The sequence below is a fragment of the Sphingomonas sp. SUN019 genome (assembly GCF_024758705.1).
GTDB lineage: Bacteria > Pseudomonadota > Alphaproteobacteria > Sphingomonadales > Sphingomonadaceae > Sphingomonas.
The window spans coordinates 2,394,152-2,410,646 of sequence record NZ_CP096971.1 but is presented as its reverse complement, the minus strand read 5'-3'; the positions used below and the strand labels follow the sequence as shown (position 1 = coordinate 2,410,646).

General features: G+C 70.3%; 13 protein-coding genes. All 13 read left to right on the top strand.

Going from position 1 to position 16,495, the window contains the following annotated elements:
* Window position 1: 1 nt before the first annotated feature.
* The 13 genes from M0208_RS11555 to M0208_RS11495 are packed head-to-tail and all read left to right on the top strand — an operon-like array spanning window position 2 to window position 16,487.
* On the top strand, window positions 2-2,215 hold the full coding sequence (locus M0208_RS11555) for a hypothetical protein (protein ID WP_258891849.1): 2,214 nt from the start codon (window positions 2-4) through the stop codon (window positions 2,213-2,215).
* Window positions 2,216-2,692: a phage tail protein gene (locus M0208_RS11550; protein WP_258891848.1), complete on the top strand. Its 477-nt coding sequence runs from the start codon at window positions 2,216-2,218 to the stop codon at window positions 2,690-2,692.
* On the top strand, window positions 2,689-3,438 hold the full coding sequence (locus M0208_RS11545) for a LysM peptidoglycan-binding domain-containing protein (RefSeq protein WP_258891847.1): 750 nt from the start codon (window positions 2,689-2,691) through the stop codon (window positions 3,436-3,438). The genes M0208_RS11550 and M0208_RS11545 overlap by 4 nt, the downstream gene beginning before the upstream one ends.
* A gap of 11 nt (window positions 3,439-3,449) precedes the next feature.
* On the top strand, window positions 3,450-3,608 hold the full coding sequence (locus M0208_RS11540; protein ID WP_258891846.1) for a hypothetical protein: 159 nt from the start codon (window positions 3,450-3,452) through the stop codon (window positions 3,606-3,608).
* Window positions 3,608-4,678: a phage late control D family protein gene (locus M0208_RS11535; protein ID WP_258891845.1), complete on the top strand. Its 1,071-nt coding sequence runs from the start codon at window positions 3,608-3,610 to the stop codon at window positions 4,676-4,678. Before M0208_RS11540 ends, M0208_RS11535 begins: the two co-directional genes overlap by 1 nt.
* A complete protein-coding gene (locus tag M0208_RS11530; RefSeq protein ID WP_258891844.1) occupies window positions 4,678-5,397 on the top strand; it encodes a phage baseplate assembly protein V in 720 nt (239 codons plus the stop codon). Before M0208_RS11535 ends, M0208_RS11530 begins: the two co-directional genes overlap by 1 nt.
* Window positions 5,328-7,469: a hypothetical protein gene (locus M0208_RS11525; protein ID WP_258891843.1), complete on the top strand. Its 2,142-nt coding sequence runs from the start codon at window positions 5,328-5,330 to the stop codon at window positions 7,467-7,469. The genes M0208_RS11530 and M0208_RS11525 overlap by 70 nt, the downstream gene beginning before the upstream one ends.
* A complete protein-coding gene (locus M0208_RS11520) occupies window positions 7,466-7,852 on the top strand; it encodes a GPW/gp25 family protein (RefSeq protein WP_258891842.1) in 387 nt (128 codons plus the stop codon). Before M0208_RS11525 ends, M0208_RS11520 begins: the two co-directional genes overlap by 4 nt.
* Window positions 7,852-10,128 carry a putative baseplate assembly protein gene (locus M0208_RS11515; RefSeq protein WP_258891841.1) on the top strand — a complete coding sequence of 759 codons (2,277 nt, stop codon included), beginning with the start codon at window positions 7,852-7,854 and terminating at the stop codon, window positions 10,126-10,128. Before M0208_RS11520 ends, M0208_RS11515 begins: the two co-directional genes overlap by 1 nt.
* Window positions 10,128-12,743 carry a phage tail protein gene (locus M0208_RS11510; RefSeq protein WP_258891840.1) on the top strand — a complete coding sequence of 872 codons (2,616 nt, stop codon included), beginning with the start codon at window positions 10,128-10,130 and terminating at the stop codon, window positions 12,741-12,743. The genes M0208_RS11515 and M0208_RS11510 overlap by 1 nt, the downstream gene beginning before the upstream one ends.
* Before the next feature lie 36 nt (window positions 12,744-12,779).
* Complete coding sequence (locus M0208_RS11505) at window positions 12,780-14,531, top strand: collagen-like protein (protein ID WP_258891839.1); 1,752 nt, start codon at window positions 12,780-12,782, stop codon at window positions 14,529-14,531.
* A 4-nt stretch (window positions 14,532-14,535) separates the two neighbouring features.
* Entirely contained in the window at window positions 14,536-15,768 is a 1,233-nt protein-coding gene (locus tag M0208_RS11500; RefSeq protein WP_258891838.1) for a hypothetical protein, read from the top strand.
* 14 nt (window positions 15,769-15,782) lie between these two features.
* Complete coding sequence (locus M0208_RS11495; RefSeq protein WP_258891837.1) at window positions 15,783-16,487, top strand: hypothetical protein; 705 nt, start codon at window positions 15,783-15,785, stop codon at window positions 16,485-16,487.
* Window positions 16,488-16,495 lie beyond the last annotated feature (8 nt).

Genomic DNA, 16,495 nt, shown 5'->3' with positions numbered 1-16,495 from the left:
GGTGTACGCGCGCCGCCTTTTGCCCGGCATCGCGGTGGAGGTTCCGCCGCCCGCGCTTCCCGACGCCTTGCCGCGGATGGACGTGGCGCTGTTCGCCGGGTTCGCCGAGCGCGGCCCGGTCCACCGCCCGGTCGCGATCGACAGCGTGGCGGCATTCGGTGCGGTCTTCGGCGGCGACGTGACGCTGGCGCATGATTCCGCAGGCGGCGGGCGCGATGCGATGGCGGCGCTGGCCCCGGCGGTGCGCGGGTTCTTCTCCAACGGCGGCACGGGCGCATTCATAATCCGCGTCGCGCGGACCGAGGCGCTGGAGCGCGGCTGGCGCGGGTCGGCGTATCGGCCCGACGATGTGGCCAGCACGCGCCGTTTCACCTTGCCGGGCGTGGTTGCGGCCGACGGCGGTCCCGCGCGGATCGCGGCGAGCAGTCTGGGCAGTTGGGCCGATGCGATGCGCGTGGCGGTGCGCGTCGAGCGCAGCGCAGGCCGCCCGCGGCTTATGCTGCGCACCGATCTGCGTGGGACGAGTGCGATCGTGGGTCCGTTCGGGCTGTCGCCTGCGGACCCCGACAGCTGGTGGAACGAGCGCGACGACGAGTCTCACTACGCCGATAGCGCAGCGGTCGCGCAGGCGCGGTCGCTGGTCGCGCCGGTCGGCGCGCCGCAAGTGTGGATGCTTGGCGCGCTGGGGGATACGTGGTCGGAAGCGGTCAGCCCCGATCCGGATCCCCGCACGCCGTTGGAACGCGACGGCCTCTCGCGCTTCGATGCCGAACTGTTCCTCGATCCCGCGCTGGCGAGCGCGTCGATCGCGACATTAAGCGAGGCGGCGGCGCGGATGCGCGACATCGACGGCCTGCAGTTGCACGGCCTTCACGGCGCGTTCGCGGTGCCCGGCGGCGCGGATTTCGCCGAGCCGAGCATGATCGCCGTCCCCGACGCCGCGCAACCGGGTTGGTCGCGGCGCATCGAAGACCCGTTCGTCCCGCCCGCGCCGAAGCCCGGCGAGGCCCCGGCGGCGTGGCGCGACCATCTGGGATCGTGCGCCGTCCCGGCCGATCCGCCCGACTTGGCCGCCCCGGACGCACGACGTTTTCTCGACTGCGCCACGCGGCTGCTGGCGACGCCGGTGTTCGCGCCGATCAACCCCCGGCAGCGGCCTGGCGCGATCGACCTGCGCTGGTCGGCGTCGGACGCTGGCGCGACCTATGTACTGGAAGAGGCGGGACGCGCCGATCTGTCGGGCGCGGTGGAGATCTGGCGCGGCACGGACCTGACCCACCGCGTCGGCATCGCGCGTGAGGGCAGCTATTACTACCGGCTGCACGCCGAACTGGACGGAAACATCAGCGCCGCGTCGGTCACCGGATTCCGCGTCGAGGACAGCGCATGGGAAGTGACGCCCGCCGCGCAATTCGATCCCGCCACGCTGCGCACGATCCATGCCGCGCTGCTGCGGACCTGCGCGGCGATCGGCGACCAGTTCGCGCTATTGTCCGCGCCGCGCCATTTCCGGGCGGCGGACGCGGACGGACATGTCGCAGCGCTGACTGCAGCATTGCCGCACAACGAACGCCGCGCCTTGTCCTATGGTGCGCTCTATCACCCGTGGCTGGTGACCCCGATGGGCGGGGCGGCCGATCCGCTGCTGATCGACGCGCCGCCCGAGGGCGCGGTCGCCGGCACCTTCGCGCAGCGCGCGCGCGAGCGCGGCGCGTGGGTCGCGCCCGCCAACATCGCGATCGACGACATCGTCGCGCTGTCGCCGGTGATCATCGACGCCGACCGCGAGGCGTTCGCACGCGCGCGGCTCAATCTGGTGCGGCGTGATGCGCGCGGCTTTGTTTCGTCGGACGCGATGACACTGTCGACCGAGCCAGACTGGCAGGAAGTCAACGTCCGCCGCCTGATGAGCCTGCTGCGCCGCCTCAGCGTGCGGCAGGGCGCGGCGTTCGTGTTCGAGCCCAACGGCGACGTCGTGCGCCGCGCGATCGAGCGCATCTTCGGTCACGCGCTGGACGATCTGGCGCGGCGCGGCGCGTTCGCCGGAACCGGCGGCAGCGACAGCTATCGCCTCACCGTCGACCCGACCGACAGCGACCGCGCGAACGGGCGGCTGGTGATCGAGATCGCGGTGCGTCCGTCGTCGCCGCTGCGCTTCCTCACCCTGGTGCTGGCGCAAGCGGGCGAGCGCTTCACCGTCGCGGAGGAGCGGTAGATGCCCGACCCCGTCAAGCGCCCCTATCCCTTCATCGCGTTCAACTTCGCGGTCGAGATCCACCGCGCGGGGCAGGGCAAGCCGCTGGTCGAATGCGCCTTCGCCGAATGCGACGGGCTGGAGATGACGATGGAGGTGAAGACGCTGAAGGAAGGCGGCGCGCCGGGCCGCGCGATCCGGGTGAACGGCCCGGTCAGCTACGCCAATCTGACGCTGAAACGCGGGATGACCGCCAATTTCGACCTATGGACGTGGTTCCGCGATTCGGTCGAAGACCCGCGGCTGCGCGCCGATGCGGAGGTCGTGCTGCTCGCCCCCGACGGCACCGGCGAGCGCGCGCGCTTCCAGCTGGCGCGCTGCGTCCCGATCAAGATGAAGGCCCCGGCGCTGAACGCCACCGGCAATGCGATCGCGGTCGAGGAGCTGCAGATCGCGTATGAATCGTTCAAGTTCGTGCCCGGAAAGGCGGCGGCATGACCGAGCTCGCCAAGGCCCAGCTGATCGAGCTCGACGCCGACTTCAAGAAGGAGAAGCCCGGCGGGAAAAAGCTCAGCGTCCAGTTCAATCCCGAAACGCTGAAGGTCACCTTCGCCAATCAATTGGTGCAGCCGCAGGGCGGCGATCAGGCGGCGGGCAACACCGGGCGGCAGTTTGTCGGCGCGGGCACCACGAAGCTGGGGCTGACCCTGTGGTTCGACGTCACCGCGATGACCGAGAATGCGGTCGACGACGTGCGGCGGCTGACCCAGCAGGTCGTGTTCTTCATGACGCCGACGCCCGACAAGAAGGACAAGAAGAAGATGGTGCCCCCCGCGGCGCGCTTCGTGTGGGGATCGTTCCTGTTCGACGGCATCGTCGAGGCGCTGGAGGAGAGCCTGGAGTTCTTCTCCCCCGACGGAAAGCCGCTGCGCGCGCAGGTCACGCTGACGCTGGGGCAGCAGAAGATCCTGGTGTCGCAGTTCAAGGGCGACGGGAAAGTGCCGTCGTCGCCCGGCCAGACGCCGATGTCGCAGGCGAAGGCGGGCGACTCGCTGCAGGGGATGGCGGCGAAGAACGGCCAGTCCGACTGGAAGGGGATCGCCGCCGCCAACGGGATCGAGGATCCGCTGCGGCTGTCGCCCGGCCAGTTGATCGATCTGGACGCAGGTGCCGGGATCGCGACCCCCGCGCTCGACCTGCCCAGCCCGACGATAACACCGCCGGCGCTCAGCATCGGTTTTTGAGAGGAAATGACATGGCCGTCGTGATCAACAGGTTCGAGGCGACCGGGGAGGCTCCGGCGGAGCCCCGCCCCGATGCCGAAACCCCCGCCCCGCCGCGCATCGAGCCCGCAACGCTCCGCGCGCCGATACGCCGCCTTGCGCAGCGCCACGCGCGGTTGAGGGCGTATTGATGGCCACCGCCGCCTCCAACGTGACGCCGCTGCCGATGCGCGCGGCGCGCCCGACGATCGAGATCGACGGGAAGCGCGTCGATACGCTCGAATCGTCGCTACAGATGATGGAGCTGTCCGATACGGTGGAAGGAATGGCGCACGCCGCGTTGACCTTCGGCAATTGGGGCGGCGAAACGTCGGGCTTCCAGCATTTCGACCGCAAGACGATCGAATTCGGCCGTCCGATCAAGGTGAAGCTGGGCGACGATCTGCTGTTCGAGGGACGGATCAGCGCGATCGTCGCCGATTATCCCGATGGCGGCACCCCGACGATCGGCGTTCTGGCCGAGGATCGCTTGCAGGATCTGCGCATGACGCGCCGGACGCGGACGTTCGAGAAAGCGTCGCTCGCCGATGTCGTGCGCACGGTCGCATCCGATCACGGACTGTCGCCGAAGATCGATCTGCAGGCGACGACACAGCCCTATATCGCGCAGGTCAATCAGAGCGACCTGGCGCTGCTGCACGATCTGGCGCGGCGCGAGGATGCGATCGTGTGGGTCGCGGGGACCGAGCTGCACGCCGCGAAGCTGCGGCCCGCGACGCGGGTCGAACTGCGCTGGGCGGGATCGCTGCGCGAATTTCACGTCGAGGCCGATCTGGCGAGCCAGCGCACCGCACTGGTGGCGACCGGCTGGAACGTCGCGGACAAGGCGGCGGCTACGTCGCGCGCCACCGATGCCGCGGTGTCCAGCGAAACCAGCAGCACCGACGGCGGCGCGAAGATCCTGCAGGCGGCGTTCGGCGCGCGGGTAGACACGATCGCGCATGCGCTGCCGCGCAACGGGACTGAGGCGCGCGCGGTGGCGGAGGCGAGCTTCCGCCACATGGCGCGCCGCTTCCTGACCGCGGAGGGCGTCGCCGAAACGAAGGCGGACCTGCGCGTCGGCGCGACGCTAGCGCTGACGGGCCTCGGCAAACTATTCGACGGCGATTACCGCGCGACCGCGGTCACGCACCGGTTCGATCAGGCGGCGGGGATGCGCAGCGAATTCCGCTGCGAACGCGCCGGACTGGGGCGGCCGTGATGGCGCTGCTCGATCTCGACCGCGGCGAGACGCAGTTCCACGAACGCCGCTCGGACGGCTGGGGTGGGCGCTGGTACGGCGTCATGCCCGCGACGGTCTCCGACATCAGCGATCCCGACGGGCAGGGCCGTGTGAAGGTGAAGCTCGACTGGTCGCCCGACGGCGGCGGGGGTCAGGGCTATGCGGCGTGGGCGCGGATGGCGACGCTGTTCGCGGGGAACCAGCGCGGCAGCTGGTTCATCCCCGACGTCGGCGACGAAGTGCTGATCGCGTTCGAACACGGCGATCCGCGGCGGCCATACGTGCTGGGCGGGCTGTGGAACGGCAAGGACAAGCCGCCGCAATCGATGGCCAGCGGCAATGCGCTGAAGGTCATCCGCAGCCGCAACGGCGTGAAGATCACGCTCGACGACAGCCAGGCGAAGGAAACGCTGATCCTGGAAACCCCTGGCGGCCAGAAACTGACGATGAAGGACGGCCCCGGCGCGGTCACGATCGAGGATTCGAACGGCAATTCGGTGAAGCTGGAAACCGCCGGGATCACCGTCACGGCGGCGGCGAAGGTCACCGTCAACGCCGCGCAGGTCGCGGTGTCGGCGAGCATGGTGAAGGTCGATGCCGGGATGTCGATCTTCTCCGGCGTGGTGAAGTGCGACACGCTGATCTCGAACACGGTGATCTCGACGACCTATACGCCGGGCGCGGGGAACATCTGGTGAGCGCGCTGGCGCACCCGGTCAGCTGGCAGGCCCCGCGGCCGTTGTGGCGCGGGACGACGCGCTTCGCCGCCAAGCCGCAAATCCTGCGCTTCGCCAGCGACGATTTCATGGAGCAGCTGGTCGCCACGCTGGAGGAGGAACCGGCGCGCCTGTCGGACCGGATTGCGAAGCCCGAGACGTGGCGCGATCCGCCGCAGGACGTCGATCTGGTCGATCCGATCGTGCGCCTGCCCCTTCCTGCGCCGGTCAAGGATGCGAAGCGCAAACGGCGCTGGGGCGCAGCGCCGTCCGCGCCGCCGACGCCCGTACCCGCCGACAAGCCGCTGAAGCTCTACCAGCCCGCGCACCAGCGTTATTACGTCGTCGCGGGGACGCTGGCCTGCGCGATCCCCGGCCTGCCCGAGCGCGCGCTCGGCGGCGCGCACGAACAGGTCGGGTTCGTGCTGCGGCGCTTGCTGCCCGCGGACGGCGTGCCCGCGAATACGCAGGATCTGGTCGAATTCGCCTATGTGAAGGAGGGCGACGAGGCGCGCTGGCAGCGCATCGCGGCGGGCGGCGATCTTGCGCCGGGCGAGGAGATGCTGCCGCTGTTCCCGCTGCCGCACCGCGACGAGAATGGCGTGGGCCGGACGATCTGGGGCGGGTTGATCCCGGTCGCGCGGCGCGAGGAATATATCGGCAAGGCGGTGGTGACGACCGCCGTGTCGCTCGGCGCAGGACAGATCGCGACGCTGCGCCCCGCCGCCACGCCGCCCCGCCCGAACACGACCGTCGCGCGCACCGCGCAATTGCGGATCGAGGTCAGCGAACCGTGGAAGGCGATGGTGCGCGCCGCGATCAAGGCGGGCGACGAGTTCGAGGTCAAATCGCCCAATCCAGCCGACCCCGTCCTCGACCGTGCGCGGCGCGTGCTCAACTACAATTTCCAGTTTCAGATGCAGTCGTGGCTGTTGCTGGTCGATCTGCGGCACTGGATCGATGTGCGAATCCCGGCGCTCGGCGCTGCGCTCACCGCGAATTCGCCTGATGATTTATCGCCGCGGGAAGGCGCGGTGTGGAACTTCCTCGCCGCGGCGAAGGCGACCGCGCTCGACGGCACGATGGGGGTCGGGGCGAAACCGATGGCGTCGTCGATGCTCGACGCGCTGCAACGAATCCTGCCGTTCGAAACGAAGCTTGACGCCGCGACGACGCATTATGCGTTCGACACGCGCAACGCAGCCGACTGGCCCAATTTCCACTTCCCGCTCGCCGGGCTGAAGCTGCCGGTGTCGCCGGTCGCAAAGGCGCAGCCGGACGGCCCGTACAAGGCGGTGACGGCCGCGGTCCCGCCGCTCGATCCGGTCGGCACGACGCTCGATCCGCCGGGCGCGACCGCGGAGCAGGCGAAGGGCATAAAGACGCCGACGGATTCCGCCGGGACGTCGGACGACGTGGCCAGCGTCGAGGCGCTCGACCGCTTCACCGCCTTGCTGGCGCGAGCACTGCCGCCGGACGACGAGACGAAGGCCCAGCCGATCCCGCACGCGATGAAGCTGCGCGACGTGATGATCAAGACCGCGGGCGATCAGGGGCTGTTCGCGATCCGCATGGTGCATCTGAACGCCGATTGCGGCCCGCTGCATCCGCCGACGCTGTCCGCGCCCAGCGAACGCTTCCGCCTGGCCAGCTTCTTTGATCCCGACGCGCCGGTACGGCCGATCACGATCACCTTGCCATCGGACACCAGCCCGGCGGGCCTGCGCAAATACGGCCGCGGCACCGCCTTCGTCATGTCGGACCTGCTGTGCGGTCAGGTGCAGCGCGCAAAGGGGCTGGGGTTCATCGATCTGGTGCTGCAGGTGCTGCCGTGGCCGTTCCACAAGGACATCGACACGAAGGACGGCGGCGGCTGCAAGAACAACGGCCTCGACATCGGGATGATCTGTTCGCTGTCGATCCCGATCATCACGCTCTGCGCGCTGATCCTGCTCATCATCATCGTCACCCTGCTGGACCTGATCTTCCGCTGGCTGCCGTGGTTCATCGCCTGTTTCCCGGTGCCGAAGCTCAAAGGGAACGCGTCGCCATGAACCCGTTCGGCAAGAGCATGGGCTTCCCGCCGCGCGTCGGCCCCGACGGCCGGATGCGCTGGTCCGAAGGCGAGGCGAACGTGCGCGAATCGATCGCCATCATCCTGCAGACCGAAGAGGGGGAACGCGTGCAGCTGGCCGAGTTCGGCGCGGGGCTCGGCCGCTATCTGTTCGAGCCGAACACGCCCGCGACGCACGTCCGCATCGCCGCGTCGATCGAGGATGCGCTGCGCCGCTGGGAACCGCGCATCGCGCTGGACGGCGTCGATGTCGCACCCGACCGGTCCGACGCGACCGCCGCGCTGGCGACGATCGCCTACCGGCTGGTCGCGACCGGCGCGGGCGAGCGGACCAGCGTCTCGATCCCGCTGGGGAGGGGCTGATGCCGCTGCCCGCCCCGCGCATCGACGACCGCGACTATCGCGCTCTGGTCGACGAAACGCTCGCCCGCGTTCCCGTCCACACGCCCGAATGGACCAATTTCAACCCGTCCGATCCCGGCGTCACGATCGTCCAGTTGTTCGCGTTCCTGACCGAAAATCTGATCTACCGCGCCAACCAGATCCCCGAACGCAACCGCGCCAAATTCCTGAAGCTGCTCGGCATCCCGCTGCGCACCGCCAGCGAGGCGCGCGGGATCGTCACGTTCCGCAACGAACAGGGCGCGCTGGCGACCGAGACGATCGCGCGCGATTTCGAGCTGTTGGCGGGGACGATGCCGTTCCGCACCACCGTCGGCGTGGATGTCCTGCCGGTCGAGGCGCGGCTGTTCGTCAAGCGCGCGGTGGTCAGCCCGACGCCCGAACTGCGGCAATATTACGAACTGCTCTACGCCTCCTACGGCAGCACGCTTCCCGCCGATCTGACGCTGTATCAGAGCACCGCGTTCGATCCCGCGCAGGAGCCGCTCGACCTGGCCGACACGATCGACCGCTCGCTGTGGATCGCGCTCGTGGCCCGCAAGACCGATCTGACGCCCGGCGACGATCCGGCGAAACTGGTGCGCGAAGCGATCGCCGGACGCACGCTGTCGCTCGGCCTTGCCCCCGCCACTGACGTGGAGCAGCGCACTCTTCCGGTCGGCGGCGCACCGCCCGCGCCGACCGATCTGCTGTCCTATGAGATCGCGCGGCCCGACGCGAACGGGCGGCTGCGCTTCGTCGGCGGACGTCCCGCGCCCGATTGGCGGCGGCTGGACGCGCGCGCCGATTTCGATCCGTCGCGCGACGCGGGCGTGGTCGAGATCGGGCTGCCCGACGCGAATGCGCTGCGGTTGTGGGACAATCTCGATCCGCTGGAGGCGGGCGTCGGCGATCTGCCCCCCGCGCTGGACGATAGCGTGGTGGCGGAGACTTTGGTCACTTGGCTGCGGGTGCGCGCCTCGTCCGCCGCGGACGTGCGGCTGCGCTGGGCGGGCATCAACGCGGTCGCAGTGCGTCAGTTCGAGGCGATCCGCGCCGAACGGCTGGCGGATGGCGACGGCACGCCCGACCAGACGCGCCAATTGAGCAAAGCCCCGGTGATCGAAGGCAGCGTCGCCTTGGTCAGCGTCTCGCCCGAGGGAACGGAAAGCGGCTGGAGCCCGATCGACGATTTGCTCGCCGCCGCGCCCGAGGTGCCGGTGCCCGGCGCAACCCAGCCGCTCGCCCCCGCCGCATCGTTCCGAGTCGATGCCGAGGCGGGCGTCGTCACCTTCGGCGACGGACTGGCGGGCAGGCGTCCGGGCGTCGGCGACCGGCTCTATGCACGCTACGATTACAGCGAGGGTCAGGAGGGGAATGTCGGCGCGGGCGCGCTGAAGGAAGGGCCGCTGATCCCCGGCGGATTCACCGCGACCAACCCGGTCCCGACGTGGGGCGGGGCAGACGCCGAGACGGTCGCGATGGGCGAAAAACAGGTCCGGCGGATGCTCCAGCACCGCGACCGGCTGGTGACCGAAGCCGATTTCCGCAGCATCGCGTGGCGCACGCCGGGCGTGACGATCGGGCGGATCGACGTGCTGCCGGCGTGGCATCCCGATCTGTCGCCCGCCGCGACCGGCAGCGTGCCGGGCGTCGTCACGTTGCTGGCCGCACCGCGCAACGACGCCGCGCATCCCGCCGCTCCGCGCGCCGATCAACCATTCCTCGATGCGTTGTGCCTGTACCTCGATCCACGACGGCTGGTGACGACCGAACTCGTGTTGCGCGGCCCGATCTACAAGGGTTTGTGGGTCTCGGTCGGGATCGAGGTGGCGGGCGGAAACAGCATCGCTGAGGTCGCCGACGCGGTGAAAACGCGGCTGCGCGCGTACCTGAGCCCGATCCCCCCGACCGGCGGCGATTTCACCACCACCGACGGCCCGCTGTACGGCCCGGACGTCGACCCCGCGCTGCGCGGCTGGCCGCTCGGCCGCCCGGTCCATGCCCGCGCGTTGCTGGCCGAGGCGGCGCGCGTGCCGGGCGTGGTGGAAGTGGCCGACGTGCTGCTCGCGCTGGGCGACGGCCCCGCGACGCCGTCGATCGAAATAGTCGGGATCGAACTGCCCGAGATCCTCGGCATTTCGGTCGTGGGCGGCGAGCCGGTCGATCTTGCGGCATTGCGCGGCGACGTCGGTTCGTCGCCCGCGCCCGACGGCCCTGCGCTGCTGCCCGTGCCCGTCGTCGCGGAGACGTGCTGATGAACGCCGACGGACAACGCTTCCACCTGTTGCTGGGCGCCGGCGATTGGGGCGGCGGGCGGATCGATGCGCGCCATACGCTGGCGTCGATCTGGGCGCGGCCGATCGGCGAGCGCCCGGAAATTGCGCCGGGGTGGGACGAGGAGCGCCATGAACTGACGCTCGCGCCGATCCGCGACCGTGCCGCCCCGACGCCGGGCGAGGCCGCCCTGTCGCTCGACGACCGCCGCGCCGCCGCCAGCGACGCGTTCGGCAACGTCTATTGGATCGGCCGCGACGCCACGCAATTGTTCGTGCGGTCGCGCGGCGACGGATCGATCACGCGCTTCTGGCCGGACCCGCGCGCCGAACGACCGGTCCATGCGACCTTCGCGGCGTGCGGCGACACAGAGGCTGCGCGCCCGGTCTATCGTGCGCTGGCGACGACCCCCGACGGCTGGCTGATCGCGGCGAGCGACCGGACGATCGACAGTTTCGACCTGCTCGCGGGCGGGCCGCCGCTCCATTTCGACTGGCCCGGCGATGGCACGATCGTCACCGATCTGGCGGCGCGGTGCGAGAGCGGATTGTGGCTGCTCGATCGCGCGGCGCGACGGCTGTTCGCGCTGAATGCGACGCTAAGTGGAGGCGGTGGGCTGGACGCGCCGGTGCCCGAGCTGTTCCAGCCGGTCGCGGGCGAACCACGGACCCGCGCGGCGGCGCTTGCCGCGGCGGGGCATGACCTGACGACGCTGGACCCGGCGATCGACCCGATCGCGATCGCGGCGCTGCCCGGCGGCGCGGTCGCCGTGCTGTCGCGCGCACCCGCGTTGCTCGGATTGTGGCTCGGCGAGGGCGTGGCGTCGCCCGCGCCCCTGCCGCTGGATTTCACGCCGCACGACATGATCGCCGCCGACGTTCTGCTGCGCGGCAACGAACGCGCGTTGCGCGTACTCGTCTCGGATCAGACCGGCAATCAGCTGCGCGCGTTCCGGGTCGAGGGTGCGGGCGTCGCGATGCGGCTCTCCGAAACGACCGAGAGCTTTCCGCTCCGGCGCTACGGCGGACTCGCGCTGCTGAGCATCGAGGGCGCCGCCGTCTACGACAGCGGCCCCGATCCGCGCTGGGCGCGCGTCGTCGAAAAACCGCGCCAGCAATTCCGCCCCTCGGCGCGCTTCCAGACACAGGTGTTCGACAGCGAAACGCCGAGCGTCGTGTGGGACCGCCTCCGGATCGACGGCTGCATCCCGCCCGGATCGACGGTCGGCGTAGCGGCGCGCGCCAGCGACGATCGCGCCGACCTAGGCGAATGGCGCGCGCAACCCGCACCGATCCTGTCGCGCTCGGGCAGCGAACTCGCCGCGCATTCGGCCGCCGCGATCGTCCCGACCGACACGCGCGCGCAGCACGGCACGTTCGAACTGCTGTTCCAGCGCATCCAGGGACAATTCCTCGAAATCCGCCTGACGCTGTCGAGCGATGGCGACGCCAGCCCGCGGCTGCGCGCGCTGCGCGCCTCCTGGCCGCGCATCTCGTGGAGCGAACGTTACCTGCCCGCGGTGTATCGCGCGGAGCGAGAGTCCGCCGATTTCCTCGAACGCTTCCTCGCCAACATGCAGGGCACGACCAGCGTGATCGAGGCGCGGATGATCGCGGCCGAACGCCTGTTCGACACCCGCACCGCGCCCGCCGAGACGCTCGGCTGGCTGGCCGAATGGTTCGACGTCGCGCTCGACCCGTCATGGAGCGAGCCGCGCCGCCGCCTGTTCATCGCGCACGCGATACGCTTCTTCGGCTGGAGGGGCACGATGCGCGGACTGGAAAGCGCGCTCGCGCTGGCGTTTCGCGAGCCGCTGAAGGGCACATTGTTCGACGATACGCTGTGCACCTGTCCGGGCGCGATCCGCATCGTCGAAAGCTATCGCACGCGCGTCCTCGGGCGGATCGGTGCGGGCGATTCGAGCGGCGTGGTCGATCCGCCGACGCACGACGCGGGGATAACCGAACGCGATAACTGGGTGGCGTTCCAGCAGGCGCGCGGCGTGTCGACGCCGCTGACCAGACTGCCGCGGCTGTCGGTTCCCGCCGCGCATGCGGAGGCATGGGCGGAGTTCCTGAAGCTGGCGTCGCACGATCGCGCGGCGTGGCAACGCTTCCTCGCCGGCCGGTATCGCCGCATCCGCGCGCTGAACATCGCGCACGGCGCCGACTGGCATTCGTTCGACGAGATCGCGCTATCCGACACCGCGCCCGCCACCGCCGCGGCGCGCGCCGACTGGGACGCGTTCGAACACAAATTGCTGCCGATCGACCGCACCGCCCACCGTTTCTCGGTCCTGCTGCCGGTGTCGGCGACCGACGCGACCGATGGCGCGACGCTGAGCGCGCGCGCCTCGCTCGCGCGGCGGATCATCGCGCTCGAAAAGCCCGCGCACACGATCTTCGACGTCCGCTTCTATTTCGCGATGAACCGCATCGGCGAGGCGCGGCTGGGTTACGACACCGCGATCGGCGCGGGCAGCCGCGCGCCCGAACTGCTGCCGCCCGCGATCCTCGGCCGCGCATACATCGGCGAAAGCTTCATGGGCGCGGACGGCCTGCCGCTCACGCCAGACCGGGCGCGGCTGTCATGCTGACGCGCGCTTCCTTACCCTCAACGCCGGAGGCGACCCATGGGCTGCTGTAACGCCACCACCGCGACCGCACCTGCGATCGGCGCGCCCGATCCCGGCCAGCACGTCAACTTCGTCAAGGGGATGGTGCTGGGCGTCGCCGACTACGTCCAGGAACACGCCTATCTGGTCGGGCGCAGCGAATGGATCGTCCGCGACCTGATCGGCTACGGCACCGCCAGCGGGCTGGCGGTGCATATCGAGAATGACGGCGCGAACGGTCCGCGCGTCCACATTTCGGCGGGCTCCGCGGTCGCGCCGTCGGGACGGATGATCTGCGTCGGGCGTGATCAATGCGGGTCGATCAACGGCTGGCTGTCCGACGCCGACAATGCGCGGCGGGTGGCGACGCGCACGTCGAGATCGCCCCCCGCAAGCGCGATCACCTTGTACCTGACGCTCTGCTACCGCGACTGCGCGATCGCGCCGGTCCCGGTGCCGGGCGAGCCATGCCGGTCGGAGGCGGCGCTGATGCAACCGTCGCGCATCGCCGACGATTATTGCATCGACTTCCGGCTCGACCCGCCCGCGCAGTGGGAGGCCGATGCGATCGCGTCCTTCTCCGCCTGGCTCGACGACATCGCCGACGTGGGGCCGGGATCGCCGCCGTTGTCGCCCGACGATTGGGCGGCGTCGATCCGCGGCGCGCTCGATCTCGTCACGGACGATGTGGAGGACGCCTCGCCCCCGCTGGGCTCGCCAACGGTGCCGCCGCTGCCGGTCGGCGTCGCGATCGACGATTACGACGCGTTCCTGCGGCTCGCCTACCGGCTATGGATCACCGAATATCGCCCGCGCGTGATGGCGCGGCGCTGCGGCGAAAGCGGCGGGAGCGAGGACGATTGCATCCTGCTCGCCGCGCTCGACGTGCCGGTCGTCCATGTCGGCGGCGAAGACGCAACCGGGTGGAGCGTCGATGGCGATGCGGCGTCGGTCGGCATCGACGAACGCCGCCGCCCGCTGATCGCGCCGCTGCACCTGGTGCAGACCGCGCTCGGCATCATGACCGACGAGGGTGTGGGCGAATGGCTCAGCCCGCCGCCGGGACCGCCCGGACCGGCTGGACCGGCGGGCGATCCGGGCGCGGCTGGCGGTGCGGGTCCGACCGGCGCGACCGGCCCGCAGGGTCCAGCAGGTCCACAAGGCCCGATCGGGCCGCAAGGGCCGGAAGGTCCACCGGGACCGGGGGGTGCAGGTTCGGTCGGCCCGGCTGGACCTCCCGGACCAGAGGGGCCAGCAGGCCCGCCCGGACCGGCGGGTCAGGACGGCGCGGCGGGCGTACCCGGACCGATCGGGCCGGAGGGGCCGGCCGGGCCGCAGGGAGCGGACGGAGCTGCGGGTCAGCCGGGGCTGATCGGTCCCGAAGGACCGGTCGGGCCACAGGGTCCGGCAGGCGCGGACGGCCTCCCCGGACCCCCCGGAAACCTCGGTCCGTTCCGGCTGCAGACGCGGCTGCTGTCGGGGCAGATCACGCTCGACGAGCGGCTGGATTGCGTCGTCGCGATCGACAACCTCGAGGTAACGCTCCCGCCGGTGCGCGAGGCCGGACAGGGCCGGTCCTATTATATCAAGGCGCTGGCCACGACCGAGATCAGGCCCGCGGTGGACGAACGTATCGAGCTGTTCGGGCAGGGCGACATCACCACCCGGCCGCTGACGCTGCGCCGTCCGCAATCGGTGCAGATCGTCTGCGACGAAGAACGGGCGAGTTGGCTGATCATCGGCAACTATCTCGATCAGCCGGGAGTGTAGCGCGATGCCGGGCGAATTCGTCGCGCTGCAGCAGCCGTTCGGGACGGACGCGATCCGCACCGTCAATTTCTTCAACGGCCGCCTGCTGACCGGCGCGGACATGAGCCGCGAGCAAGCCGCGCGGCGCGAGGCCGATGCGCGGATCGGGCTTGCGCTGGGCGACGGCATCGCCAGCGGACTAGAGGTGACGTTCAAAGGCAACACCGCGCCGGGATTGCGTCCCGCAGCCGCAGTGGAACCGGGCGTGGCGGTCAACCGGCTGGGGACGACGTTATGCCTAAAGCAGCCGATCACCCTGTCGCTCGACCGTCCGCCGCCGCCGGGGGAGAGCAATGTCGCCTGCCTGTTCGACGACTGCGCACCGGTCGCGGACGGCGATTATGTCGCGGCGGCGGGGCTGTACCTGCTGACGATCGCGCCCGCCTTCGCCAGCGAAGGGCGCGCGCAGGTCAGCGGGATGGGCGATGCATCGCCGCGCTGCGCCACCGATGCGACCGTGGAGGCCGTGCAGTTCCGCCTGATCGAAATCCGCGCCGAAGTGCTGGGCGTCAGTCCGGCGGCGAGCGATTTCCGCAATCGCGTCGCCTATCGCGCATTCGGCGCAGGCGTCGGCCCCGCCTGGCCGAGCGACCTGCTCGGTAGCGATCCGCGCGACGACGACCTGATCGAGACGATGCGCCGCTACGGGCTGAACGATAGCGAGGTTCCGCTCGCGCTGATCGCCTTCGACAGCGACGGGCACCTCTTCACCGACAATTGGTCGGTGCGCCGTCCGATCTGCCCGCGAGATGCCGACAGCGTCGTCGCGAACCTCTCCGAACCGCGCCGCGTCGCGCTGGGCCGTGCGATGTTCCGGCAGTTCCAGGACGAGATCGCGCAAACGCACGGCCTGACCGCGGTCGTCGCTAAGGACCGTTTCGCGTTCCTGCCGCCCGCAGGATTGCTGCCCGGCCTGTCCGATGCACAGGCCGCGGCGTTCTTCGCCGGGCTGACGGCGCGCGGCCCGCTGCATATCGACGCGAGCGCTGTCGAGCCGCTGCTGCGCGAAAGCTTCGCCGCCCCCGCAATCGACACCGACAGCGCGCACGCGATCTGGCTCTACCGCATCGCGCAGACGCGGATGGCGGCGGACCGCGCCGACATCCTGCTGTTTGCGAGCGGGCACCTTCCCTACCGCGGCGACGCGCGGTTCGACCTCAACCATTGGGACTACGCGAACACCGCGTTGGTCCCCTGACGGGAGCGAGCATCATGGCGAGCAGGTTCATCTCCACCGGCGCAATCGATCGCGTATTCGCGACCACCGGTACGTCGACGGGCGCACTGTCCGCGCGCGACCGTACGCTGATCGAGGCTTTGCTGGTCGACCGTGGGGTCTTCGCCAATCCGTCGACATCGCCGGGGGTGTTCAACCCGACACCCACGCCGACCGCGCCAACCGCACCGACAGCGCCGACCGCGCCCGGCGCGGCGACCGCCGCCAATCCGATCATCCGGCTGGCGCTGACGACGGTGAAGCCCGGCGATCTCATCACCGCCGGATTCATGAACTCGCTGGTTGAGGCGTTGCTGGCGCTCGATGGCCGCCTGTCCTTGCTGGAGGGCGACGACGCGCCGGGGTCGCCACCGATCCCGGCTCCGACACCAACCCCGACCCCAACGCCCGCTCCAACCCCGACACCGACGCCCAGTGTCGTGCCGGTGATCGCCAGCGTTTCCGCGACGATCGACGGCGGCGAAGTGACGATCGACGTGACGGGGGACAATATGGAGGAAGGACAGGTGCGGCGCGTCCTACTCGGATCGACCGACATCGACCTGACGACGATCACCTTCGATCGCGCCGGGTTCACCTTCCGCACCGAAACCGCGGCGCTAACGCGGGCCAGAACTCCGCTGACCGTGACGACCGGGGACGGCGAAGACAGCGCGCTGGTGACGCGCGGCAGGATCTGAGCGTGCCG

What these genes read in the sequence shown, in the direction of transcription:
- M0208_RS11550 (WP_258891848.1), top strand. Translation starts at nt 2,216, where the DNA reads ATGCCCGACCCCGTCAAGCGCCCCTATCCCTTCATCGCGTTCAACTTC.
- M0208_RS11545 (WP_258891847.1), top strand. Translation starts at nt 2,689, where the DNA reads ATGACCGAGCTCGCCAAGGCCCAGCTGATCGAGCTCGACGCCGACTTC.
- M0208_RS11540 (WP_258891846.1), top strand. Translation starts at nt 3,450, where the DNA reads ATGGCCGTCGTGATCAACAGGTTCGAGGCGACCGGGGAGGCTCCGGCG.
- M0208_RS11535 (WP_258891845.1), top strand. Translation starts at nt 3,608, where the DNA reads ATGGCCACCGCCGCCTCCAACGTGACGCCGCTGCCGATGCGCGCGGCG.
- M0208_RS11530 (WP_258891844.1), top strand. Translation starts at nt 4,678, where the DNA reads ATGGCGCTGCTCGATCTCGACCGCGGCGAGACGCAGTTCCACGAACGC.
- M0208_RS11520 (WP_258891842.1), top strand. Translation starts at nt 7,466, where the DNA reads ATGAACCCGTTCGGCAAGAGCATGGGCTTCCCGCCGCGCGTCGGCCCC.
- M0208_RS11515 (WP_258891841.1), top strand. Translation starts at nt 7,852, where the DNA reads ATGCCGCTGCCCGCCCCGCGCATCGACGACCGCGACTATCGCGCTCTG.
- M0208_RS11510 (WP_258891840.1), top strand. Translation starts at nt 10,128, where the DNA reads ATGAACGCCGACGGACAACGCTTCCACCTGTTGCTGGGCGCCGGCGAT.
- M0208_RS11505 (WP_258891839.1), top strand. Translation starts at nt 12,780, where the DNA reads ATGGGCTGCTGTAACGCCACCACCGCGACCGCACCTGCGATCGGCGCG.
- M0208_RS11500 (WP_258891838.1), top strand. Translation starts at nt 14,536, where the DNA reads ATGCCGGGCGAATTCGTCGCGCTGCAGCAGCCGTTCGGGACGGACGCG.
- M0208_RS11495 (WP_258891837.1), top strand. Translation starts at nt 15,783, where the DNA reads ATGGCGAGCAGGTTCATCTCCACCGGCGCAATCGATCGCGTATTCGCG.